Source organism: Herbaspirillum frisingense (genome assembly GCF_047325095.1).
Lineage (GTDB): Bacteria > Pseudomonadota > Gammaproteobacteria > Burkholderiales > Burkholderiaceae_D > Herbaspirillum > Herbaspirillum frisingense.
This window is the reverse complement of the sequence record NZ_CP168558.1, coordinates 4,399,798-4,424,064: the sequence shown is the minus strand read 5'-3', so window position 1 is coordinate 4,424,064 and position 24,267 is coordinate 4,399,798. Positions and strand designations below refer to the sequence as shown.

Genomic DNA, 24,267 nt, shown 5'->3' with positions numbered 1-24,267 from the left:
GGTCGAATCGGTACCGCCCTTTTTCGTGAGCAGGAGAGGATTACTTCTTGCCGACCAGTGCAGCTTCAGAAGGCGCCTGTGCCTGCTGCTTCAGCCTGTAGGCCAGCACCAGCAGGATGATGCCCAGCACGATCATCGGCACCGACAGCATCTGCCCGGCCGAGATGGTGATGCCGCCGAAGTGGACTTCGTAATCCGGCACGCGGAAATATTCCGTGAAGAAGCGCGCGCAACCGTACAGCAACGAGAACATGCCGGCCACCGCCATGCGCGGGCGGGAGTGGCGCGCAAAGATCCAGAGGATGATGAACAGCAGGATGCCATCGACCAGCATCTGGTAGATCGGCGAGGGATGGCGCGGGATGTTGTCCACATTGGGCCAGATCATGGCCCAGGGCAGCGAGGGGTCGGCCGGGCGGCCCGGCAGTTCGGCATTGATGAAATTGCCCAGGCGGCCGGCGGCATAGCCCAGCGGGACCATGGGCGCGATGAAGTCCATGATGTCCATCAGGTTGCGACCACGCTTGCGGCCCCACAGGTACATGGCCAGCATTACCCCCAGGAAGCCGCCGTGGAAGGACATGCCGCCCTTCCAGACCGCAATCATGTCGGCCGGATTCGCAAAATAGTAGGCAGGGTTGTAGAACAGGATTTCACCCAGTCGCCCGCCGAGTACCACCCCGAGCACGCCGTAGAAGAGCATGTCGTCCAGGTCTTCCTTTTTCCAGCCGACGGCGGCGATGTGCGGCTGTTTGATGCGCAGGCGTCCCAGCGCGATGAATTGGGCGAAGGCCAGCAGGTACATCAGGCCATACCAGTGGACGGCCAGCGGCCCGATGTGGATGGCAATCGGGTCGGGCATGGGGTGGACGAGCATGAGTTTGATCTTTCTGTTGTTGGGCGGAACCGCAATTGGAACGCGACGGGCGATGCAAGTTCGCCGATGCTGTTCCCGTCAGGTGGGAAATGACGCGGTCCAATGCGATCAGGTCGGCGCGTCCAGCAGGTCCAGCAGGGCCCGCAGGACGCTGGATGGATTGTCGCGCCGCCAGGCCAGGCCGGTCTGGATCTCCGGGGCCGGGTCGGAGAGCCGGCGGTAGTCGACACCCGAGCGTTTCAGGTTCGACACGGATTGTGGCACAAGCGCCATTCCCATGCCAGCCGAGACCAGGCCGACGATGGTCTGCATCTGGATGGCTTCCTGGCCGATGTGCGGGGTCACCCCGGCATCGCGAAAGCAGGACAGGATGGTGTCATGGAAGGCTGGAGAGATGCGGCGCGGGAAGATGATCAGCGGCAGCTCGCGCAAGCTCTTGAGGGACACCGGGCCGCGCTTCCTGACGGCACCCTCGGGGATCGCCGCGATCAGCGGTTCGGACAGCACCGGCCGCACATCCAAAAGCGCCGCGGCTTTCTCGGGCAGCGGCGGCAGCAGCAAGCCGGCGTCGATCTTGCCCTGCATCAGGTCTTCCAGCTGGATGTCGGTGGTGGCTTCGCGCAATTCGATCTGCACCTGCGGATAGCGGGCGCGAAAGCGCTGCAGCAGCGGTGGCAGGATGCTGTAGTCGGCGCTGGAAATGAAGGACAGCGACAGCAGCCCGGAGGCCCCGCTGGCGGCGCGTCGCGCCAGGTCCGGCAAAGCGGCCGCCTGCTGCAGGATGCGCTGGACTTCCGGCAGCAGGGCTTCCCCCGCCGGGGTCAGCGCCACACTGCGCTTGGTGCGTTGGAACAGCGGCGTACCCAGTTGCTCTTCCAGCGCCGCGATGGTTTGTGACAAGGGCGGCTGGGTCATGTGCAGGCGGGCGGCGGCGCGCCCGAAGTGCTTTTCCTCGGCCACGGCGGCGAAGTAGCGTAGCTGGCGCAGTTCCAGGCGGGGATGATCGGACATGGACTGATATCGGTTCCGAATGAGTTGGGCGTTCATGATATCCCTGGCCATCGGTAGCGGCAAGCCAGCGACCTTGCCTGATATTTCCGTCATGGAATTTGATCTATGACAGATATACGCCAGGGCAGATAGAGGCGGCGTACCGAAGCCGGTTAGAATAGCCCCGCCTGCGAAGCGCCTGGAGAATGCCGCAGCAGGCGTCACCGTCGTTCACCGCTTGCTGAGGAGCTCCCATGAAATACCTGTTGTTGATTGCCACCCTGGTGGCCGGATCGGCCATTTCGGCCGAAGCGCTGGCCAATGCGCAACTGGCCAAGTCCAAGAATTGCATGGCCTGCCACTCGGTGGATGCCAAGATCGTCGGTCCCGCCTTCAAGGACGTCGCCAAGAAATACGCCGGCCAGAAGGACGCCGAAGCCAAGCTGACCCAGAAGGTCCTCAACGGTGGCAGCGGCGCCTGGGGCGCGGTGGCCATGCCAGCCAACAAGGGCCAGGTGAGCGAAGCCGAGGCGCGTGAGCTGGTGAAGTGGGTGTTGAGCCTGAAGTAAATCTGCTTGTAAGCAAAAAAAAGGAGACTGCGGTCTCCTTTTTTATTTCCAGCCCGGAGGCGAGTCTATTTCAACCACCCCTTGATGCGTTCGCTCAACACCTCGCAGCTGATTCCGTAACGATCATGCAAGGTCGGCAGCGCACCTGCATCGAGGAAGGCGTCCGGCAGGCCCGCCATCTGGAATCCGGCTGGCTGCACGCCATTGCGCATCAGCGTGCTGGCGACGATCTCGCCCAGGCCGCCGATGACCGAATGGTTTTCGGCGACCACCACCAGGCGGTGCTTCTTCTTGACCTGGGCCAGTACGGTGGCTTCGTCGAAGGGTTTGATGGTCGGGCAGTGCAGCACGGCTACGCTGACCTTGTCCGCCTCCAGCGCCTTGGCCACTTCCAGCGCGCGCATGGTCATGAAACCGCTGGAGATGATCAGCACATCGTTGCCGTCGCGGATTTCCTTGGCACGGCCCAGTTCGAAGCGGTAGTCATATTCATCCAGCACCAGCGGCACGTTGCCGCGCGCCAGGCGCATGTAGACCGGCCCCTGGTGGGCGGCGATCTGCGGCACGGCCTGTTCCAGGTCCAGGGCGTCGCAGGGATCGACGATGGTCAGGCCGGGAATGGCGCGCATCATCGCCAGGTCTTCGGTGGCCTGGTGGCTGGGGCCGTAGCCGGTGGTCAGGCCGGGCAGGGCGCAACAGATCTTCACATTCAGGTTTTCCTCGGCGATCACCTGATGGATGAAGTCGTAGGCGCGACGCGTGGCAAAGACCGCATAGGTGGTGGCGAACGGCACCAGGCCTTCCTTGGCCATGCCGCCGGCGGCGGCCATCAGCAACTGCTCGGCCATGCCCATCTGGAAGAAGCGCTCCGGATAGGCTTTCTGGAATAGATGCAGGTCGGTGTACTTGGCCAGGTCAGCGGTCAGGCCCACGATCTCCGGGCGGTCGGCGGCGTAGTCCACCAGCGCCTTGCCGAACGGGGCCGCCTGTACCCGCTGACCTTCGGCAGCGATGGAGGCGATCATGGCCGAGGTGGTCAGGCGAGGCTTCTTTTCTGCGGCGGTGTTCATGCTTGGCTTCCTTGTTGATAAGACTGGTCGAGGATGGACAGCGCCTGCTGCCATTCGGGCGGATCGACGCGGATGAAGTGGTTCTTCTCGCGTTGCTCCAGGAAGGGCACACCACGGCCCATCAGGGTGTCGAACAGGATCACGCGTGGCTTGGCGTCTTTCAGATTGCGTGCAGTGTCGAAGGCCTGTACCACGGCGGCCAGGTCATTGCCGTCCACCCGTTGCACATGCCAGCCGAAGGAGGCCCATTTGTCGGCCAGCGGCTCGAAGCCCATGATCTTGCTGGAGGGGCCATCGGCCTGCTGGTTGTTGATGTCGACCAGGCAGATGAGATTGCCCAACTGGTGGTGAGCTGCGCCCATGGCGGCTTCCCAGGTCGCGCCTTCATCCAGTTCACCATCCGACATGGAGTTGTAGATGAACGCCGGGTTGCCGTTGTAGCGCAGGCCCAGCGCCATTCCCACGGCGATGGCCAGGCCCTGGCCCAGCGAACCGCCGGAGATTTCCATGCCCGGCGTATAGGTTGCCATGCCGGACATGGGCAGGCGGCTGTCATCGCTGCCGTAGCTCTCCAGTTCCTCGTCGGGGACGATGCCGGCCTCGATCAGCGCGGCGTAAAGCGCGATGGCGTAATGGCCGTGCGAGAGCAGGAAGCGGTCGCGACCGCTCCATTCAGGGTCGTCCGGGCGCAGGTTCATGGCGTGCTTGTAGGCCACTGCCAGTACGTCGGCCCAGCCCAGCGCCTGGCCGATATAGCCCTGGCCCTGGACTTCGCCCATGCGCACGGCATTGCGGCGGATGCGGTATGCGCTGGCGCGCAGGTTTGCCAAATTGTCAGACATTGCGAGTCCTTGCTTGATGGATGAATGCGTAAAAATCACAGGAAGCCGATGGAGAACCAAGGTACGAAGGCCACGATCAGCAGGCCCACCACCAGCGCCCCCAGATAGGGCCAGATGCGCTTGACCGCCACATCCGGATGCACGCGGCCGATGGTGCAGGCGGCGTAGTAACCCAGGCCGAAGGGAGGCGCGAACAGACCCACGCCCATGGACAGGATGATCACCATGGCGTAGTGCACCTCGTGCACGCCGATGGCCTTGGCCACCGGGAACAGCAGCGGTGCGAACAACACCATCGCCGGGATACCCTCCAGCACGCTGCCCAGCACGATGAAGGCCGCAATCGATACCAGCAGGAAGCCGTACTTGCCGCCCGGCACGCTGGTCATGGCCTCGGCCAGTGCATGCGAGAAGCCCGATTGCGTCAGTGCCCAAGACATGCCGGTGGCCGTGCCGATGATGAACAGGATGGCCCCCGACAGGGCGGCCGTATCCACCAGCATGGGATAGAGGCGCTTCCAGTCGAACTTGCGATACACCAGCAGGCCCGCCACTACCGAATAGGCGATGCCGATGGTAGAGACTTCGGTGGCCGTGGCCACGCCTTCGACCACGGCCGTGCGGATCAGGATCGGCAGCAACAGCGCGGGCAGGGCGATGATCAGCGTACGCAGCACCACCTTGCCGGGCGCGCGCTGGATGCCTTCCATGATCTCGGCACTGCGCCAGCGCGCCAGTATCGCCAGCAACACCGCCAGTACGATGCCCGGCATGATGCCGCCGGTGAACAGCGCCGCAATCGAGACGCCGGCCACCGAACCGATGGTGATCAGCACCAGCGAGGGCGGGATGGTCTCGGCCATGGCGCCGGAGGCCGCCAGCAGCGAGATGAGCTCGCCCTCATGATTGCCGCGCCGCTTCATCTCCGGCAGCAGCACCGGTGCGACGGCCGCCATGTCGGCGGTCTTGGCGCCGGAAATGCCCGACACCAGCAGCATTGCGCCCAGCAACACATAGTTCAGTCCGCCGCGCACATGCCCCAGCAGCGAAGCCAGGAAGTCCACCATGGCCTTGGCCATGCCGGTCATCTCCACCAGGTGGCCGAGCAGGATGAACAGCGGCACCGCCAGCAGGATCAGCGAGGACATGCCTTCGTCGAAGCGTCCCGCCACCACCGCCAGCGGGCTGGTGGTCACGGTCAGCATGAAAGCCACCGTGGCCAGACCGAAGCAGAAGGCGATGGGAATGCCCAGCAGCACCGATACCCCCAGCACCAGACCGAAAAACACCACCAGGTTCCAGTTGCCGATGGCCTGCAGCCAGCCCGCGCCCAGGTACATGGCACCGGCCACCATCGCCAGCACGACCAGCACGCCGGCCAGGTCTGCCAGTTTCTGGCGCGAGATGCGCAACAGGCAGATGGCGATCATGAGCGCCGCGCCCACCGCCACGGCGGCTGCGCGCACCGTGTTGGGCCAACCCAGGGCTGGGGTCTGCACGAACATTTCATCCTCTGCGTATTCCCACATCGGGTGCATGAGCAGGAGCAGCATCACGCAGGGCGCTATGATGGCCAGGGCCTCGGCCCAGGCCTTGCCGCGTTCGCTCAGGTAGCCCACCAGCACCGTGGTACGCATGTGGGTACCGCGCCGCAGGGCGACCACGGCTCCCAGATTGGCCAGCCACAGGAAGAGGATGGACGCCAGTTCATCGGCCCAGGGGATGGGGCTGTTGAAGATGAAGCGCATCACCACGCCGGCCAGCAACACCGCGACTTCGCCGACGACCAGGGCGGCCGCCGGGATTTCGATGGCTACGCCCAGCCAGTTCTCCAGCCGTGCGGCCAGCGAGCGCTCGTCGGTCACTGGCTGCTGCAGCGAGAGGGCGCTCATCCCATGCCCCCGACGCTGTTTTGCAGCAGCTTCCAGGCCTCATCGCCGAACTTGGCGCGCATGTCCTTGTAGAAGTTGGCCTGGGCCAGTGCCTGCTTGAAGGACTCCTTGTCGGCCTCGATGATCTGCACCCCCTTGCCCTGCAGGTCGTTGCGAGCGAAGCCGGCCAGCGAGGCAATGTCGGCGCGTTCGTCGGTGGCGGCCTTGTCCAGTTCGCGTCGCACGATTTCCTGGATGTCCTTGGGCAGCTTCTCGAAGGCACGGCGGTTGCCCAGGATCCAGTAGGCATCCCAGACATGGTTGGAGATGGTGCAGAACTTCTGCACTTCGTAGAGGCGGGCGGTGCTGATGATGGCCAGCGGGTTTTCCTGGCCCTCGACCAGTCGGGTCTGCAGCGACGAATAGACTTCATTGAAGTTGATCGGCGTCGGGCTGGCGCCCAGTGCGGTAAACAGCGAGGTCAGCATGGGCGCGGCCGGCACCCGCAGTTTCAGACCCTTGAGATCGCCAGCCGTCTTGATCGGCTTGGTGGAGGTGGTGATCTGGCGGAAGCCGTTGTCCCAGGGCTTGGACATGGTCAGCAGGCCGACCTTCTCGATCTGCGCCCGCACATAGGCGCCCAGCGGACCGTCCATGGCCTGCCAGACTTCCTTGTAGTCGTGGAAGGCGAAGCCAGTATTGACGATGCCGGCTGCCGGCACCAGCGTGGACAGCACCACGCTGGCCTGGTTGAAGAATTCCACGCCGCCATTGCGAATCTGCGACATCAGGTCGGTGTCCGAGCCCAGCTGGTTGGCCGGGAACAGCTTGATCTCCAGGCGTCCATTGGTCGCCTCGCGGATGCGGTCGATGGCTTGCTGCGCACGCTTGTTGACCGGGTGCGACGGGTCCTGGCCGGTGGCGAACTTGTAGTTGAACTCGGCTGCGTTGGCCGGGCGGCTCATGATGGAAAACAGCGGCAATGCCGCGCCGACAGCGCCGGCCTTAAGCAGTTGGCGACGGCTCAGGGTGGCTTTGCCGTTGCTGTTGTTGTCATGGGTCATGTCAGGTCTCCTGTTGTGTTCTGGTGGTCGGAAAGATGCCGGCCAGGCCGGCGTGCACGAGCATTAAGCTGCGTTTAATGGATCAGCATGCCGCCGTTCACATCTAGCGTGATGCCGGTGCAGTACTGCGACAGGTCGCTACCGAGGAAGACGCAGGCGCCGCCGATGTCGTCGGCCCGGCCCAGGCGTGCCAATGGAATGGTCTCGGCGATCTCGGCCTTCTTTTCTTCGGTGAGCTTGCCCTTGATGATGTCGGTGCCGATCAGGCCTGGCGTGATGCAGTTGACGCGGATGCCTTCCGGGCCGAACTCGCGTGCCATGGCCCGTGCCAGGCCGAGTACGCCAGCCTTGGCGGCAGAGTAGTGCGGGCCTCCGAGGATGCCGCCGCCGCGTTGGGCCGAGACCGAGGAGATGCAGATGATGGAGCCGCTTTGCTGGGCGCGCATGGCCGGTAGCACCGCCTGCGACATGTAGAGCGTGCCACGCAGGCTCACGTCCAGGATGCGGTCGTAGTCGGCCCCGGTGATCTCCAGCGTCTTGACCGGCTGGGTGATGCCGGCATTGTTGACCAGGATGTCGATGCGCCCGAACTGCTTGATTACGGCGGCCGCAGCAGCCTCGCAGGAGGCCTTGTCGGTAACGTCGGCCACCAGGCCCAGGTGATGATCGCCCAGGCCAGCGGCAGCGCCGGACGGATTGGCCTGGGCCAGGTCCAGCACCACCACGCGGGCGCCTTGTCCGGCCATCAGGCGCGCCGTGGCGTAGCCCAGACCATTGATACCTGCACCGCCGGTAATGACGGCAACCTTGTCCTTGAGCAGCATGTCGTGTTCTCCAGATGATTTGCGTTCGAGTGAGCAAGTGCGGAGACAGAGCCGGCGCAGACGGTGCGCAGAGGGTGCGTAGATGCGGGCGTGCAGCGGGCGTGCAGCGGGCCCGCCGCTGTACCACCCTGTCTCCGTTTTTGTTCTGAGCGCATGGTCGGACTTTCCTCGCCTGACGACAAGCGAAGTCTCGTCATGTTAAAGTGACGGATCGTCATCTTAGCTACGGAGCCCGTCCATGGCCGTTCTCCCGCCCCTGCCCAACCTCCAGGCCTTCGAAGCGGTGGCCCGGCGCAAGAGTTTTGCGCTGGCCGCGGCCGAACTGCATTTGACGGCGTCGGCGGTGAGTCACCAGGTGGCGCGGCTGGAGTCCTATCTCGGCATCCGCCTCTTCGAGCGCAGCGCCCACGGGGTCCGTATCACCACCGCCGGAGAGAGTTACCTGGCCCGTATCCAGGGCGCGATCTCCGCCATCACGGCGGCGTCCATGGATGTGCGCCAGGGCGTCAGCAATACGCTCTACATCCACTCCGCGCCCAGCATTGCCAGCCTGTGGCTGATGGCGCGCCTCAATGATTTCGCACGCAGCTATCCGGAGATCACCTTCAATCTCTCCGCCGCGCACTCGCAGAGCAATTTCGAACTGGGGGAGGTGGATGTGGACATCCGTTACGGCATCCCCAATTGGCCAGGGCTGGTGGTGGAGCCCTTGTTCGAAGAGCGCATTGTGCCGCTGGCCAGTCCCGCCTTCATTCGCGCCGCCCGCATCCGCCAGCCTGCCGACCTGCTGGGGGTGAAGCTCATTCGCAGCAATGTGAGCGTGGTGCAGTGGGCCGACTGGTTCGGGGAGTTTGCCGATGTGCGTCCGCCGGAGCAGTTTGCGGTGCGCTTCGATCGCGCCCAGATGTCACTGGACGCGGCCACCCAGGGCCTGGGCGTGGCACTGGAAAGCGCCACGGTGGCCGCGCGTCATATCGAGGAAAAGAAACTCAAGCCCATCTTCGGGCTGGACAAGGCGGTGCGGGTCAAGGCCCACTTCGCGGTCTATCCTGCGCACCATGCACGGCGACCGGCGGTCGCCGCCTTCCTGGAATGGTTGCGCGAGCAGGCGGGCAGCCAGGCGTAGGCGGTGGTGAATGCCTTGTGACACCGGGTGAAGAAAACAGCGGGGATGTGAGCCTGCGCGTGCTGGCCCTAGCTGCCCGCCTTCTGCTGCCGCGCCACTTCGTTGCGCTTCATGCCGAGGTATTCGTCCCGGCTGACTTCATGCAGTTGGCGCGGATATTGTTCGGTCGCGTCATACCAGTTGGCCAGGCGCTTTTCCAGTCGTTGTTCGGCGGGCGCCGTCAGTCCGGAAAGATAGGCGTCGATGGCCAGGTAGTAGCGCATCGTGTTGCGCTCCACGGTGGCGCGGGTGCCTTCGATGTATTGCGGCTGCCCCTGCGCGTCGCGCTTGACCACGCTGAAGCCGACCTTGTCACGCCCGGCCGTCATCAGGTAGGCGCGCAAGGCCAGCTTGCTGGCCAAGCCATACGAATAGGCATAGCTGAAGTGGAGGAAGGAGCGCTTTTCATCCAGGGGGATGGATTCGATCTCGATACGATAGTCGGAGGTATCCAGCGGTCCCTTCTCGGCCAGCATCGAGGACGAGAAATAATCGGCGCCGCTGGTGCCGCCGCGATAGCGCAGGTCGACCCGGTAGGTGCTGTCGAGGGACTCCTCGGTCTTCTTGCCGACCTGCATGCGCAGGGTGGTCTTCGCGCCATCGTGGAGGAGCCGGCAATACTTGGTGTTCAGGTGCAGGATCAGGATGTCACACCAGCGGTCGGGGCTGCCCAGGGCTTCGCGCACCTGGGTGAAGGGATAGTCCAGCACCGCGTAGATATCGCCCTTGACGTTGCCGCCGTCCTCGCGCGAATTGAGATAGAGCGGGCGATGGTAGGCATTGTTGTTGAGCTCGCCTTGCAGCTCCGTGTAACGGCTTTTCATGGCGGCCGCGCCCGTCTGGGTCTGGGCGTGCGCCCAGCCGCAGGCGGCCAGGGCCAGCGTGGCCGGGAAGATCAGATGCAGGGTCAGACGGGACAACATGGATCGCAAACCGGACTCCTCTTCAATGGTGCAGTGGTTTCAGTATTCGATGCTGGCTACAGCAGGCGGGACCAGACGCTGGCGCCGAATTCCTTCATTCGTTCACTGATCGGTCGCTGATCCCATTGTTCCTTGGTAATTTCCTTGGAGGCGCCGAGATCGCGGTCGAACATGCTCTTCATCTGGACGCCGAACTGCGGGCTCAGGATCACCGCATTGATTTCCTGGTTGTAGACGAAGCTGCGCCAGTCCAGATTGGTCGAGCCGATGGTCGACCAGACACCGTCGATGATGGCGGTCTTGGAATGCAGCAGGGCGTCCTGGCGTTCGAAGATGCGTACGCCGGCTTCCAGCAGTTCCGCATAGAAGGAGCGGGAAGCATACAGCACCAGCGAGGAATCGCTGTGCGAGGGCAGGATCAGGCGCACGTCCACGCCGCGCCGGGCGGCATCCTTGAGCGAGTCGCGTAGCTGCGGATCAGGCACGAAGTAGGCGTTGGTCAGGTAGATCGAGCTTTCGGCGTGCTGGATGGCGGAGATGAAGGTGGCATAGATGATGCTGTAAGGATCGTCGGGCGAGCTGCCGATGGCGCGCACGATTTCGTTGCCGGCCGGAGCCACCGGCGGGAAGTAACGGTGTTCGCCCAGATCGGGGCCACGCTGCTTGTGCCAGGTTTCGACGAAGAGCTTCTGGAATTCCAGGGCCACCGGGCCATCGATGCGTACCTGCGTATCGCGCCAGGGAATCTGTTCGCCGTCCTTGTTGACGCGCGGTTTTTTCTTGCGGGTGCTGAAGGATCCGCTGGAATAGACGCTGCTGATATTGATGCCGCCCACGAAGGCGGTCTTGCCATCAACCACCAGCAGCTTGCGATGGTCGCGCTGGTTGACCTCCCAGTCCTTGCGCACCTGGGTGGGATTGATGGGGTTGTATTCCAGCACGTGAATGCCGGCATCGATCATCGGCTGGAAGAAGGCGCGCGGGGTGTTGATGGAGCCCACGCTGTCATACATCAGGTTGACCTGCACGCCCTTCTTCTGCATGGAGATCAGCAGGTCGGCGAACTGGCGGCCGACCTCGTCGTCTTCCATGATGTAGCTTTCCATGTTGACGTGGTAGCGCGCCGCCTGGATGGCCTGCTGCATGGAGGCATAGGTCGCGGGACCATCGATGAGCAGCGTCACCTTGTTGCCGGTCACCAGGGGCGAGCCGGTGATGGCGCCTTCGATGGCGACGTGGCGGTCCAGCAGGGTATTGTCGGCGTTCTGGCTGCGCAGCTTGTCCAGCACGGCCTTGGCCTGCGCTTCACTGAGGACGCCGCGCCCCCCCTTCATCCGGATGTTGCGCGCCGACTGCGAATCCATATCGGGCACGATGGTGGGCAACGAGCTGCAGGCCGCCAGCATCAGGGAGAACAACAGCAGCAAGAGCCAGGCAGCGGGCCACTTGGAATTTGTTTTCTTGTTGGTCATGGAAGGTTCCCGGTTGGGCGCTGCCATCGACCTGAGGCTGTCTCGGATGCCGGGGAGGGCAACGCTGTGCGGTCGAGTATATGCCCGACAACAGCGCGATGGCGCAGCGGGAAGCGCGAATCGGAACTGTCCTACAGCGGAAAGCGGGGGCTGCCTACAGGGCAGGCCGGGGATGACCGCGCTATTGCATCGTATCTGCGCAGGGAGAGGGCAAGGATGGGCCGGTCGGCCCATCCTGAAGGGGATCAGTAGACGTCGCGGCGGTAGCGGTTCTGTTCGATCAGGTCCTGCAGGCCGGCCTCGCCCAGGACGGCGGTGAGCACCGCATCGACCCCGGCAGCCATGCCTTCCAGGCTACCGCAGACGTACAGCACCGCACCCTGATCCAGCCAGTGGCGCAGTTCGGCAGCCGCCTCGCGCAGGCGGTCCTGAACATAGATGCGCTCGGGCTGGTCACGCGAGAAGGCCAGGTCCAGGCGCGTGAGCTGACCTTGTGCCAGCCACTGCTGCAGTTGTTCGCGGTAGAGGAAATCGTGCGCCTCGTTGCGTTCGCCGAAGAGCAGCCAGTTGCGTGTCTGCCCGGCGTGGATGCGCGCCAGCAGGTGGCCGCGCAGACCGGCCATGCCGGAGCCGTTGCCGATGAAGATCGCCGGCGCCTGCGGCGGTGGCGGCGCGAAGCCGGCGTTGTGCACCAGGCGCAGCTGCAATGCAGACTGCAGCTGCGCGAATTCGGTCAGCCAGCCGGAAGCCAGGCCCAGGCCGTCCTCATGCTGCACCTGGCGCACCAGCAGGTGCAGGGCGCCATCCTCGGTCACCGAGGCTGCCGAATAGGAGCGGGGCGTCAGGGGCTGCAGCGTATCGACCAGGCCCTGAGCGTCGGCCACGGCATGCTGCGGCAGCACGCTGCATGACAGCGCTAGCGCCAGCGTGCAGGATTGGCCCTGGTGACGCACCGGAGTGGCGCCGTCCAGTTGCAGGCGTTGCAAGAGCAGGGCGATGCGGTCCGGCGCATGACGCGGCAGGATTTCCACCAGCGCGCCGGCTTGCCAGGCGGGCAGGGTGCCGTCCTGCGGCTGCAGTTCCAGGTGATACAGGGGTGCGCCCTGGCTGCCCGGATTCATCAGTACACGGCGCGTGAGCGTCCAGGTCTGCCAGGCCGGTGCATGGGTCGGCAGGATATCGCTGACCGCGGCTTGCAGACCATGTGCGGCCAGTTCGCTCTCCCATTTGCGTAGCGCCTCACCATCCATGCGATCCACTTCCACCAGCGGGAACATCGGCTTGGCACCGCACTGACGCAGGCCGTGATCAAGCGTGTGACCGAAGCCGCAGAACTGGGTGTAATGGCGGTCTCCCAGGGCCAGGACCGCGTACTGCACATGCGACAGCGATTGCCCGGCGGCCTGGCGCAGGCGCTTCTCGACGCCGCGTGCGCTGTGGGGGGCGTCGCCTTCGCCGAAGGTGCTGGCGATGACGAGGAGGCGACGATGGTGACGCAGGATTTCCGGGGTGACCTGCGCCAGCGGCAGCAGGGTCGCCGGCACGCCGCTCTTGCGCAGTCCGGCAGCGGTATGCAGGGCGATGCGCTCGGCCTGGCCGGTCTGCGAGGCATGGGCCACCAGCACCGGTTCGCCGCCGGTGACGCTGGCCGCCTCGCCACTGTCGATGCTGGCCCGCTCGGCACGCAGCGCGGCCTTCTTGCGGCGCCGATCCAGGTAGAGCATCCAGCCGGAAATGCCGAACAACGGCATCATCAGGCTGGCAACCGCCATGATGATGCGACCCGGCAGGCCGAAGTAGGTCCCCATGTGCAGCGGATAGATGGCGGCGACGAAGCGCCCGCCGCGGCTCTTGTCTTGGTAGCGCTCCAGTTGCCGCACTTCGCCGGTCTGCGGTGCCACCACCATGCGGCTGCGCGCACGCTCATGCGGCGCGTCGTGACTGAGGAAGAAGATCTGCACAGGCTGCGTACCCTGCTCGGGCAGGCGCAACTGGGCATTCTGGTAATCGGGGGCCTGGGTCAGGAAGCTGTTCCAGGCCAGGGTCAGATCCAGCGGCACGGGGGCTGCAGCCGCTTCCTTCTTCTTGCCTTCGCCGCGCTGCATGGGCGCACGGCGGCTCTCGCCGGCCAGCGTGTTGACGCCGTCCTTGAACCAGTCCAGCGCCCAGTAGGCGCCGGTGGTGGCGAACATCACGTACATCACCAGCGACCAGGTACCGATGACCGAGTGCAGGTTCCACAGGAAGGAGCGTCCCTGCAGCTGGAAATCCAGCCGCAGCCAGGCCCGCAGCGACAAGGGCCGGCGCGGCCAGCGCAGGTACAGCCCGGACAGTGCCAGGGTCAGCAGCGACAGTGCCAGCGTCCCCAGGACGATCTTGCCGATCTCGGTGGGCAGCAGCAGCCAGCGGTGGAAGCGCTCGATGATCTCGAAGAACTCCGCGCCAGTCACCGGTGGCAACAGTGCTCCGGTATAGGGATCGGCATAGCGCGCCTGCCCGCGTCGTTCGCCCGGCGGCGGTGCGAAGACCACACGCACCGAAGCGCCCGGCTCGGCCGACAGGGTCAGGGTGGTGACCCGGCGCTGCGGTTCGGCATCGCGCAGCCGCTCCAGCATCTGCTGCGGTGTCAGCGTGGCCTGCTGGCGCACTTGCACGTGCATCACGCCGGGGCTCAAGGCCTCCATGATTTCTTCGCGGAAAGCCAGCAGCGCACCGGTCACGCCGATGGTCATCAACAGGGTGCCGGCGGTGATGCCGATGAACCAGTGGAGCTGGAACCAGATCTTCTTGAACATGTATCAGTAGGGCGGCGACAGGCGCGGGGAGCGCCTTGTTGATCTTGTCTGCCAGGCCAGTGAAACGGCCGGCGCGTCAGTGACCGCCCGGACGGGCTGGGCGGATCAGCCCGCTATTATAGATCAGATGAAAATGATTCTTATTGATATCTGGGGATGAAAGACTTGCCGGCGGCAAGCTTGCGTCGGCTCACTCCAGCATCATTTTGATCATCGTCCGCGTCAACACACTCCCGGCATCGGCCGCCACGTCCACGATGCTCAGGTGATGTATCTGCGGCAGTGCCACGGTTTCCACCGCATGACCCGACTGGCGCAGCTTGGCGGCATAGGTGGCATTCTGGCGCAGGAATTCTTCCGTCTCCTGTCCACCCACGCTCAGCACTGCCTGCGCACCTTGCGGTAGGTCCAGTTGCAGCGGGCTGGCCTGCAGGGCGTCGGACGGGGACAGGTGCAGGGATTCGTTGACGTAGGACAGGCGCACCGGCTCCAGGTCGTAGATGCCGGAAAGACCGCAGACGCCGCGTACCGGTGCTGCGCCCAGCGAGGCGATCAGCGCGGCCAGGTGGGCGCCGGCCGAGTGGCCCATGAGCCAGATCGCCTCCGGATCGAAGCGCAGTGCGCCGGCCTTGGCGTGCAGCATGCGCAGCGCCCGACCACAGTCGGCGGCGATGTCACCCATGCGTACCTGCGGTGCCAAGCGGTAATTGATCATCGCCACATTGATGTCCTGCGCCAGGTAGGGCAGGGCCAGCTGGCTGAACTGGTGCTTGTCCAGAGAGCGCCAGTAGCCGCCGTGGATGAACACCAGCAGGGGGCGGCCATTGCTGCGTCCGGGGAAGAAATCCAGGGTCTGCAGCGCATCCTCGCCGTAGGGCACATCGGCCAGGTGGGGGTGGGCCTCACGCGCGGCCAGCCCTTCACGGGCGAAACGGTCGAAGTAGTCCTGGAAATCCGGAATGTGCAGGCGCACGTAATACTGCAGGTCCAGCGCTTCGCGGTCGTAGTCGCGATAGATGTGCATGGTCTTCCTCCCCTGGCCTCTTGCGGCCCTGTTTCCTGTTATTCGGCGAACTGCTCTGAAATCAGATTGCGCAGCCAGACATTGCCCTCGTCCTGATTGTAGCGGCGATGCCAGAACATGTTGGTCTGCAGCGCCGGCAGTCGCAGCGGCGGTTTGATGTAGCGCAGTCCGAACGGCATGGCCGCGCTCTCGGCCAGCTTGCGCGGCACGGTCACGACCAGATCGGTGGTGCTGACGATGTAGGGCACGGCGGTGAAATGCGGCACGCGAAAGCGCAGGCTTTGCAGGATACCGGCCTTTTCCAGATTCTGGTTGATACGGTCATAGGGGCTCTCCAGCGACGACACCATCAGGTGTTCGGCCGCCAGGAATTCCTTGAGGCTGACCTCGCCGCGCCGGTCCAGCGCATGGCCGATGCGGAACATGCTGACGTAGTCCTGGCGGAACAGGCGCCGCTGGTACAGTGCCTCGGACAGGTTGTCGAAGGCGCCGATGGCCAGGTCCACCCGGCCGGCTTCCATCTCGCTCTTGAGATCGACTGCGCCGGCGCGCACCGTGCTCACGCTCACCCCCGGCGCTAGCGCGGCGCAGGCCTCGATCAGCCGGGGCATGAAATAGACCTCGCCGACATCGGTCATGGCGATGGTAAAGCGGCGCTCGCTACTTTGCGGGGAGAAACCTTCCTGCAGGTTGAGAGCCCGCGCCACCTGTTGCAGTGCCGCAGCGACCGGCTCGGCCAGCTGGTCTGCGAACGGCGTGGGTTGCATGCCCTGCGCGGTGCGCACGAAGAGTTCATCACCGAAGCTGCGCCGCAGCCGCGCCAGCGCATTGCTGACGGCCGGCTGCGACAGGCCCAGGCGGCGCGCTACCGAGGAAATCTGGCGTTCCTGGAAGACCTCCTGGAATACCACCAGCAGGTTGAGATCGATGTCGCGGGGTTCGATGAGGGCCATGGATGAGCTTGGAGCCTGGAACGTGCACACCGCAGGAAGTCCTGCAGTGCACTGCAATATTCACGAAATGAATGGATCGTATTTTCGTATTTATATCGTAAAAGAAGGGCGATTGCACTACAGTGACGTCGCCGCCCCAGCCATCGGGGCCACGTCGCAGGACGTGCGCAGAGCGCCATCCAGAGCGACATTGTCGGCCGTCATCGGCGCGCCAGACCGGCAACACAATTAAAACAACGTAAAGACAGACGAGGAGTCAAGACATGAGTATCCACGCGAGTGGCGCTCTCCCCACGGTCCATGTGGACCAGGTGGTGGAGCAGGGCCGTTTCGGCACTTTCCAGTTCGGCCTGCTGCTGCTGTGCGGCCTGTGCCTGATCATCGATGGTTTCGACGTCCAGGCCATGGGCTATGTGGCTCCGGCCATCATCGCCGACTGGGGCGTGAGCAAGGCCAGCCTGGGGCCGGTGTTCGGTGCCGGCCTGTTCGGCATGCTGCTGGGTTCGCTGGTCCTGACGCCGGTCGGTGACCGCTATGGCCGCCGTCCGGTACTGATCGTCTCCACGCTCTTTTTCGCCGCCTGCATGCTGGCCACGCCCCTGGTGACGACCCTCGATCAACTGTTGATCGTGCGCTTCATCACCGGTTTCGGCCTGGGTAGCATCATGCCCAATGCCATGGCGCTGGTGGGGGAATTCAGTCCTTCCTCGTCCCGGGTCACGCGCATGATGCTGGTCTCCTGCGGCTTCACGGTGGGCGCCGCTGCTGGCGGCTTCGTCAGCGCCGCATTGATCCCGGCGCACGGCTGGCATGCGGTGTTCTGGGTCGGTGGTGCGGTGCCGCTGGTGCTGGGCCTGGTCATGCTGGTCTGGCTGCCGGAATCGATCCAGTTCCTGGTACTGCATCGTCGTCCGCGGGCGCAGGTGGCACGCTGGCTGCGCAAGCTCGATGCATCCATCGTCATCGATGAGCGCACCGAGGTGGTGGTCAAGGAAGCCAAGGCCGAGGGCATGCCGGTGGCGGCGCTGTTCCGTGATGGTCGCGCCGGAGTGACCGTGTTGCTGTGGCTGATCAGCTTCATGAACCTGATCAACCTCTATTTCCTCTCCAACTGGCTGCCCACACTAATCCATGACGCCGGCTATTCCACCAGCATGGCCGTACTGATCGGCACCTCGCTACAGGTGGGCGGCGTGATCGGCACCCTGACCCTGGGCCGCTTCATCAATCGCTATGGATTTACCCGGGTGCTGGGTGTCTGCTTCCTGCTGGCCTGCGTCTCGATTGCCATGATCGGCAAGGTGGCGGCCCTGCCGGCACTGCTGCTCGTGGCAGTGATCGTGGCCGGTTTCTGCATCGTCGGCGGCCAGCCGGCGGTCAATGCCCTGGCCGGAACCTACTATCCCACCACCTTGCGTTCCACCGGCATCGGCTGGGCGCTCGGTATCGGTCGCATCGGCTCGGTGGTGGGCCCGGTGATTGGCGGCCAGTTGATCGCCCTGCAATGGAGCAATGGTTCGCTCTTCATCGCCGCCGCCGTGCCGGCCCTGATTTCGGCGCTGACCATTGCGCGCCTGCATCGTACTTCCCGAGGAGTTTCCGCATGACTACCGTCACCGATTCCGCCGTCAGTCACCACGTCCATACTCGTGGCTACCAGTCCGGCTTCGGCAATGAGTTCGAGACCGAGGCCTTGCCCGGCGCCTTGCCGGCGCACCGCAATTCGCCGCAGAAGGTGGCCTATGGTCTCTATGCCGAACAGATTTCAGGCACCGCCTTCACCGCCCCCCGTGGTCACAATCGCCGCTCCTGGCTGTACCGTATCCGCCCGGCGGCGGTACATGAGCCCTTTGCCCCGATGGAGCGCGGCCTGCTGGTAAGCCACTTCGATGACGTGGCAGCGCCGCCGAACCAGTTGCGCTGGGACCCGCAGCCCATGCCCACGGTCCCCACCGATTTCGTCGAGGGCCTGGTCACCATGGCCGGCAACGGCTCGCCGCAGGCGCAGAACGGTTGCGCCATCCACCTGTATGCGGCCAATTGCTCGATGACCGATCGCTTCTTCTATTCGGCCGATGGCGAATGGCTGATCGTGCCGCAACAGGGCCGCCTGCAGTTGCGTACCGAACTGGGCGTGATCGATATCGAACCGCAGGAAATCGCCGTCATCCCGCGTGGCCTGCGCTTCCAGGTGCGGCTGCCGGACGGTGAGGCACGCGGTTACGTCTGCGAGAACTTTGGCGCATTGCTGCGCCTGCCGGATCTGGGGCCGCTGGGGTCCAACGGCCTGGCCAATCCACGTGATTTCGCTACGCCCCATGCCTGGTACGAAGATCGCGAGGGGGATTTCCAGTTGATCGCCAAGTTTGGCGGCAACCTGTGGCAGGCGAAGATCGGCCATTCGCCGCTGGACGTGGTGGCCTGGCACGGCAACTACGCGCCCTACAAGTACGACCTGCGCCACTTCAACACCATCGGCTCGATCAGCTACGACCATCCCGATCCCTCGATCTTCCTGGTGCTGCAGTCGCAGAGCGATACCCCGGGCGTGGATACCATCGACTTCGTGATCTTCCCGCCGCGCTGGCTGGCCGCCGAGAATACCTTCCGCCCGCCCTGGTTCCACCGCAACGTGGCCAGCGAATACATGGGCCTGATCACCGGCCAGTACGACGCCAAGGAAGGCGGCGGCTTTGTCCCCGGCGGCGGCAGCCTGCATAATTGCATGAGCGGCCACGGACCGGACGCGGCCACCTTCGAGAAGGCCAGCCGCATCGATACCAGCCAGCCGAACAAGGTCGATCACACCATGGCCTTCATGTTCGAGACCCGCAACATCCTTTGCCCCACCCGCCATGCCCTGGCGTCGCCGACCCTGCAGCGCGACTACCAGGATTGCTGGCTGGGGATCCAGAAGAACTTCAACCCGGAGCGCGCATGAGCCTGCCTAGCCTGAAACTGAACGAAACCCACGACACCGAGCTGCGCAGCTGGGTCGAGAGCGCCAATACCGACGGCTGCCCATTCCCGATCCAGAACCTGCCTTATGGTGTGTTCCGTCGCGCCGCAAGTGAAGAAAGCTTCCGTGCAGGCGTGGCCATCGGTGACCAGATCCTGGACCTGCCGGCGGCGCAGGCGGCCGGTGCCTTCTCCGGCTTTGACGAAGCCACGCGCCAGGCCGCCCATGCGGCCTGCAGCGGTAGCACGCTCAATGCCCTGATGGCCTTGACCCCGGCAGCCTGGTAGGCGTTTCGCCTGGCGCTGTCGCGCCTGCTGCGCAGCGGTTCGCCGCACCAGACCGAACTGGCGGCCTGCCTGGTGCCGCAGGCCCAGGCCCGCTACGACGTGCCGGCCGCCATCGGCGACTACACCGACTTCTATACCTCCATCCACCACGCCACCTCGGTGGGCAAGCTCTTCCGTCCGGACAACCCGCTGTTGCCCAACTACAAGTGGGTGCCGATCGGCTACCACGGTCGTGCTTCGTCGATTGCGGTCTCGGGCCAGCAATTCCGCCGCCCGGTCGGCCAGACCAAGGCGCCGGATGCTGAAACGCCCAGCTTCGGACCCTGCAAGCGCCTGGACTACGAACTGGAAATGGGCATCTTCATCGGCGGTGGCAATGCCCTGGGCGAACCGGTGCCGATGAGCCAGGCCGAAGACAAGGTGTTCGGCCTGTGCCTCCTCAATGACTGGTCGGCACGCGACGTGCAGGCCTGGGAATACCAGCCGCTCGGCCCCTTCCTGTCGAAGAGCTTCGCCTCCACCATCTCGCCCTGGATTGTCACGCTGGAAGCACTGGCCCCGTATCGTTGCGCCTGGACCCGTCCGGCCGACGATCCGCAGCCGCTGCCCTACCTGGATGCCCCCACCCTGCGCGAGAGCGGCGCCTTCGACCTGCAGCTGGAAGTGCTGATCCAGACCGCCGCCATGCGTGAGTCCGGCACCGCCCCGCAGCGCCTGTCGCTGTCCAACTACCGCGACGCCTACTGGACCGTGGCGCAACTGGTGGCGCACCACACGGTCAACGGCTGCAACCTGCGGCCCGGTGATTTCCTGGGTACCGGCACCTTGTCCGGTGCGCAGGCTGACGAAGCCGGCTCGCTGCTGGAACTGAGCGCCGGCGGCAAGGCACCCATTACCTTGGCCAACGGTGAACGTCGCGTGTTCCTGGAAGATGGCGACACCATCATCCTGCGTGCTGCCGCCCGTCGCGACGGCCTGCCCACGATCGGTTTCGGCGAAGCCGCCGGCACCGTGCTCCCGGCGCGCAGCCTGACCTGATGCGCCTGGTTTCCCAGGAAGGATAAAAGGAAGAGGATGACTACCCTGTACAGCTATTTCCGCAGCTCGGCCTCCTACCGCGTGCGCATTGCCCTCAATCTCAAGGGCGTGACCTACGAGACGGCGGCGGTGCACCTGCTCAACCAGGGCGGCGAGCAGTTGCTGCCGGCCTTCACGCAATTGAACCCGCATGCGCTGGTGCCGGTGCTGGCCGACCAGGGGCAACTGCTGAGGCAGTCGATGGCGATCCTGGAGTATCTGGAAGAGCGCTATCCCACGCCTTCGCTGCTGCCCGGCGATGCCTTCGCGCGCGCCCGCATCCGTGAACTGTCGCTGGCCATCGCCTGTGAAATCCATCCCCTGAACAACCTGCGCGTGCTGCGTTACCTCAAGCACCAGCTCAACGTCGACGAAACCCAGAAGACCGCCTGGATCCAGCACTGGATCAAGCTCGGCTTTGCCGCGCTGGAGCAGCAACTGGCCGCCGACACCACGCGCGGTCACTTCTGCGTGGGCGATGCGCCGACCATGGCCGATTGCTTCCTGGTGCCGCAGATCTTCAATGCGCGCCGCTTCGAGGTCGACATGGCACCCTATCCGACGCTATGCGCCATCGAGGCTGCCTGCAATGTCCTGCCAGCCTTCGAACAGGCGCATCCGGCACGCCAGCCGGACGCCGCCTGAACTGGGCCAGGCTTAGCTGCGGCGCGGCACCAGCAGGTTGCCGGTCATGATCAGCACGGCTTCGTCGTGCTGGTTGTAGGTGGTCACGCGATGGTTGAGAAAACCCTGCAGGGGGCGCGATTGCGAGGTCTTGATACCCAGCACTTCGGCCTCCAGCCGCAGCACGTCGCCGGGGCGGGTGGGCCGTGGCCAGCGGAATTCGTCGAAGCCGGCGCCGATGATGCCACCCTGGATGTGGAGCGTATCGACCAGCAGGCGCATGGTCAGCGCGGCGGTATGCCAGCCGCTGGCCGCCAGTCCGCGAAAGAAGGTCTGCTGGGCGGCAGCGTCATCCAGGTGGAAGGGCTGGGGATCGAACTGGGTGGCGAACTGCTTGATGGCCTCGGCATCCACGGTCAACGTGGCGGGTGAACGGAAAACCTGGCCGGGCTGGAAATCTTCCAAATACTTGGGGGTATCCACGATGTCTCCTGATCGTTGTTATCGCTGTGATGTCCCGGTCTTCAGGAAACCGGAAAGGCCCCCAGTATAGCGACTTCCGCAAAAAGCCAGGCCGCAGCGGAGGGCGCGCTGCGGCCTGTGGTGTTGTCACTGGCGATCGACCCGAGCTTCGGGCTCAGGACGACTTCGACAGCTTGGTCAACTGCTGGGTCAGATAGCTTTGCCTTGCCTGCATCGTCGCCAGCGTGACGTTCAGACGATTGAACTGGTTGGTGTAGTTATCCTTCAGGTCCTGCAGGCGCGAATTGGCCGCCGTCTGCTGGTCCGTGACGATCTTCAGGCTGGCCTGCAGGCCCTTGGTCTTGGTGGCCAGCGTGCCACCTTCCTTCAGGATGCCATCCATCACCGTCTGCAGCTTGGTGACCACGCCGCCGGTGGCGGTGAAGAGCTTGCTGATGCCCTCGAAGTCCTTGTTGGCAGCCGTGGTCAGCTTGGTCGAATCCAGCGCCAGCGTGCCGTCCTTCTGGAAGGAGATGCCGACCTGCGACAGGTTCATCCCCCCGCCTTCGCCCAGCGCCCCCAGCATGGTGCTGCGGATCTGCGCCATCATGTTCAGCACCGATGATTCCGAGGCCAGCGGCGAGCCGGTATTGGCCTCGCCCTTGGTGGTGGACGGGGTTTGCTTGGTCAGGTTGGTCACCGCCTTGGCCAGCGTGTTGTAGGCGTTGACGAAGGTATTGGCGGCGGTGGTCAGGCCGCTGGTGTCATTGGAAATGGCCAGTGTGAAATTGTCGGTGGCATTGGTAACCTTGCTCAGGTTCAGCGTCACCCCCGAGATCACGTTGGTGACCTTGTTGCTGGTGCTGGTCACGACCACGCCGTCGATGGTCATCCGCGCATCCTGGGCCTTGGCCAGCTGGCCCATGCTGCTGCCGGTGAGGCCGGCGTAATCATTGCTGCCGGTCAGCTTGACCGCGTCGCTGCCGGTCGGGGTGAGCACCAGCTGCTCCTTGCCGCCGCTGGTGGTGATGCTGGCTGTCACGCCGGTGTTGGCGTCGTTGATGGCCTTCATCACGTCATTGAGACGGATGTCGCCGCTGGCGTCCAGATCGGTCGGGGTGATGTTGAAAGACTTGTTGCCCACCTGCAGTGCCAGCGTGCCAGTGGTGAAGGTCTGGCCAGCCGTCACGCCCGGGGTGGTGACGGTGCCGCTGGGATCGAAGGCGAACGGCGCAAACGAGCCGGTACCGCTGACCCGCAGGGTGTTGGCCGCGCCGCTATCCTTGGCGGTCAGCACCAGGTGGTCATTGGTGCCATCGCTGACGATGGAGGCGCTCACGCCCGCTTCGCTGGCGTTGATGGCATCACGCACACCGGCCAGGGTATTGGTCTTGGGCTGGATCAGCACGGTCGAGCCGTTGCCGGTCTTGATGGCCAGCACGCCATTGTCGAAGGTGCTGCCCGGGGCGATGCCGGCCGAGCTGACCTTGACCGCTTGCGCCAGCTGGTTCACCGCCAGGCTGTACGAGCCCGACGCCGCCTTGGCCGCGTCGCGCGGCGCCTGCACCTGGGTCACGCTGCCCGGCGTGCTGGAGGCCGGATCGTAGCTCAGCCCCGAGAGGGTGTTGTTGGCGGTGATCTTGATGGTATTGGCGGTGCCGCCGGTATTGGATTCCAGCACCAGGTGGTCGCCGCTGCCGTCGGCGGTGATCGACGCCGTAACCCCGGCCTTGGAGGCATTGATCGCATCGCGCACCCCGGCCAGCGTGGCATTGGCCTTGAGCGTGATGAAGGTGGGCTGGTTGCTGCCCACCTTGATGGCGACCGAATCGCCGGCATTGAAGGTGGTGCCGCTGGCATAGCCGCCCGACTTCAGCTTCTGCGCCAGTACCTTGGTCGATTCATCGGTGTTGGTCTCGGCCGTGAGCGGATCGGTGGTGAGGCCCGTGCCGGTGCCGGCGTTGGTCAGGGTGGTCTTCTGGGCGCTGAAGGTGGCCGAGGTCATCCCCTTGAGGGCGCTCTGATAGGTCGACAGCGCGTTCTTCAGCGTCCCGTAGGCCGAAATGAGCGTGTTGAAGCCGGTTTCCTTGTTTTTCAGCGGCGTGAGCCGCGACTTGCTTTCAACCGAAATGAGCTGGTTGACCAAGGTCGCCACATCGAGCGGACCGGCCGACGTGGAGATGGACCCGGTGGAAGTTGCCATGTTGACCCCTGAACAATATCGAATTCTTCTTGTAATCTGGAAACACTGACAAATCGTCAGTGTTCGCCACATTAACGGCAGCTCTTTACAAAAGTAAAGGTCAGTTTGCTGACCAAAACTGGAATTTGTTCGGGATTTTTGTGGAGATTTGATGGAGACGCGGCCCGCGCAGCTAAACAGGGCGGGCAGCGGACGGGGGAGGGCGGCGGGAAGACA

19 protein-coding genes and 1 pseudogene are annotated in these 24,267 nt (G+C 64.4%); 6 read left to right on the top strand and 14 right to left on the bottom strand.

Annotated features, from left to right (window positions below):
* Positions 1-40: 40 nt before the first annotated feature.
* Both lgt and ACEOAC_RS20285 read right to left on the bottom strand, forming a co-directional pair.
* Positions 41-877: a prolipoprotein diacylglyceryl transferase gene (gene lgt, locus ACEOAC_RS20290; protein ID WP_241811471.1), complete on the bottom strand. Its 837-nt coding sequence runs from the start codon at positions 875-877 to the stop codon at positions 41-43.
* A 108-nt stretch (positions 878-985) separates the two neighbouring features.
* The gene (locus tag ACEOAC_RS20285) at positions 986-1,888 is read right to left on the bottom strand and encodes a LysR family transcriptional regulator (RefSeq protein ID WP_413444057.1); all 903 of its coding nucleotides are present in this window, start codon (positions 1,886-1,888) and stop codon (positions 986-988) included.
* Positions 1,889-2,121: 233 nt separating this feature from the next.
* On the opposite strand from ACEOAC_RS20285, the gene ACEOAC_RS20280 reads away from it, so the two are divergent.
* The gene (locus ACEOAC_RS20280; protein WP_077236593.1) at positions 2,122-2,436 is read left to right on the top strand and encodes a c-type cytochrome; all 315 of its coding nucleotides are present in this window, start codon (positions 2,122-2,124) and stop codon (positions 2,434-2,436) included.
* A gap of 65 nt (positions 2,437-2,501) precedes the next feature.
* Here the strand turns inward: ACEOAC_RS20280 and ACEOAC_RS20275 are convergent, their stop codons facing one another.
* The 5 genes from ACEOAC_RS20275 to ACEOAC_RS20255 form a co-directional block, all read right to left on the bottom strand.
* A complete protein-coding gene (locus ACEOAC_RS20275) occupies positions 2,502-3,506 on the bottom strand; it encodes a transketolase family protein (protein WP_234295660.1) in 1,005 nt (334 codons plus the stop codon).
* The gene (locus ACEOAC_RS20270; protein ID WP_413444056.1) at positions 3,503-4,348 is read right to left on the bottom strand and encodes a transketolase; all 846 of its coding nucleotides are present in this window, start codon (positions 4,346-4,348) and stop codon (positions 3,503-3,505) included. The genes ACEOAC_RS20275 and ACEOAC_RS20270 overlap by 4 nt, the downstream gene beginning before the upstream one ends.
* 35 nt (positions 4,349-4,383) lie before the next feature.
* The gene (locus tag ACEOAC_RS20265) at positions 4,384-6,240 is read right to left on the bottom strand and encodes a TRAP transporter large permease subunit (protein ID WP_413444055.1); all 1,857 of its coding nucleotides are present in this window, start codon (positions 6,238-6,240) and stop codon (positions 4,384-4,386) included.
* On the bottom strand, positions 6,237-7,283 hold the full coding sequence (locus ACEOAC_RS20260; RefSeq protein ID WP_413444054.1) for a TRAP transporter substrate-binding protein: 1,047 nt from the start codon (positions 7,281-7,283) through the stop codon (positions 6,237-6,239). The genes ACEOAC_RS20265 and ACEOAC_RS20260 overlap by 4 nt, the downstream gene beginning before the upstream one ends.
* Before the next feature lie 74 nt (positions 7,284-7,357).
* Complete coding sequence (locus ACEOAC_RS20255; protein WP_413444053.1) at positions 7,358-8,107, bottom strand: SDR family NAD(P)-dependent oxidoreductase; 750 nt, start codon at positions 8,105-8,107, stop codon at positions 7,358-7,360.
* Positions 8,108-8,345: 238 nt separating this feature from the next.
* On the opposite strand from ACEOAC_RS20255, the gene ACEOAC_RS20250 reads away from it, so the two are divergent.
* Positions 8,346-9,233: a LysR substrate-binding domain-containing protein gene (locus tag ACEOAC_RS20250; protein ID WP_413444052.1), complete on the top strand. Its 888-nt coding sequence runs from the start codon at positions 8,346-8,348 to the stop codon at positions 9,231-9,233.
* A gap of 68 nt (positions 9,234-9,301) precedes the next feature.
* Here ACEOAC_RS20250 and ACEOAC_RS20245 read toward each other — a convergent pair whose 3' ends face one another.
* The 5 genes from ACEOAC_RS20245 to ACEOAC_RS20225 form a co-directional block, all read right to left on the bottom strand.
* Positions 9,302-10,195 (bottom strand): hypothetical protein, encoded by an 894-nt coding sequence (locus ACEOAC_RS20245; protein WP_413444051.1) that lies wholly within the window; start codon positions 10,193-10,195, stop codon positions 9,302-9,304.
* A gap of 56 nt (positions 10,196-10,251) precedes the next feature.
* Positions 10,252-11,667 (bottom strand): cardiolipin synthase, encoded by a 1,416-nt coding sequence (gene cls, locus ACEOAC_RS20240; protein WP_413444050.1) that lies wholly within the window; start codon positions 11,665-11,667, stop codon positions 10,252-10,254.
* Between the two features lie 245 nt (positions 11,668-11,912).
* On the bottom strand, positions 11,913-14,462 hold the full coding sequence (locus ACEOAC_RS20235) for a PepSY domain-containing protein (protein ID WP_413444049.1): 2,550 nt from the start codon (positions 14,460-14,462) through the stop codon (positions 11,913-11,915).
* A 190-nt stretch (positions 14,463-14,652) separates the two neighbouring features.
* On the bottom strand, positions 14,653-15,486 hold the full coding sequence (locus tag ACEOAC_RS20230; RefSeq protein WP_006463808.1) for an alpha/beta hydrolase: 834 nt from the start codon (positions 15,484-15,486) through the stop codon (positions 14,653-14,655).
* A 38-nt stretch (positions 15,487-15,524) separates the two neighbouring features.
* Positions 15,525-16,439, bottom strand: coding sequence for a LysR substrate-binding domain-containing protein (locus tag ACEOAC_RS20225; protein ID WP_077236588.1), 915 nt, complete (start codon positions 16,437-16,439; stop codon positions 15,525-15,527).
* Positions 16,440-16,702: 263 nt separating this feature from the next.
* Here ACEOAC_RS20225 and ACEOAC_RS20220 point away from each other — a divergent pair, with 263 nt between their 5' ends.
* From ACEOAC_RS20220 to maiA, 4 genes and pseudogenes are all read left to right on the top strand, one after another.
* Positions 16,703-18,046: an MFS transporter gene (locus ACEOAC_RS20220; RefSeq protein ID WP_413444048.1), complete on the top strand. Its 1,344-nt coding sequence runs from the start codon at positions 16,703-16,705 to the stop codon at positions 18,044-18,046.
* Positions 18,043-19,380, top strand: a complete 1,338-nt coding sequence (gene hmgA / locus ACEOAC_RS20215) for a homogentisate 1,2-dioxygenase (RefSeq protein WP_413444047.1) — start codon at positions 18,043-18,045, stop codon at positions 19,378-19,380. Before ACEOAC_RS20220 ends, hmgA begins: the two co-directional genes overlap by 4 nt.
* Positions 19,377-20,723, top strand: a pseudogene (fahA, locus tag ACEOAC_RS20210) (fumarylacetoacetase). The gene hmgA and the pseudogene fahA overlap by 4 nt, the downstream one beginning before the upstream one ends.
* Positions 20,724-20,759: 36 nt before the next feature.
* The gene (maiA, locus tag ACEOAC_RS20205) at positions 20,760-21,407 is read left to right on the top strand and encodes a maleylacetoacetate isomerase (protein WP_077236584.1); all 648 of its coding nucleotides are present in this window, start codon (positions 20,760-20,762) and stop codon (positions 21,405-21,407) included.
* 12 nt (positions 21,408-21,419) lie between these two features.
* On the opposite strand, the gene ACEOAC_RS20200 is transcribed toward maiA, so the two are convergent.
* Together ACEOAC_RS20200 and fliD are read right to left on the bottom strand one after the other, a co-directional pair.
* Positions 21,420-21,869: a MaoC family dehydratase gene (locus ACEOAC_RS20200; RefSeq protein WP_006463802.1), complete on the bottom strand. Its 450-nt coding sequence runs from the start codon at positions 21,867-21,869 to the stop codon at positions 21,420-21,422.
* Positions 21,870-22,023: 154 nt separating this feature from the next.
* Positions 22,024-24,051 (bottom strand): flagellar filament capping protein FliD, encoded by a 2,028-nt coding sequence (gene fliD, locus ACEOAC_RS20195; RefSeq protein ID WP_413628552.1) that lies wholly within the window; start codon positions 24,049-24,051, stop codon positions 22,024-22,026.
* Positions 24,052-24,267: the final 216 nt, after the last annotated feature.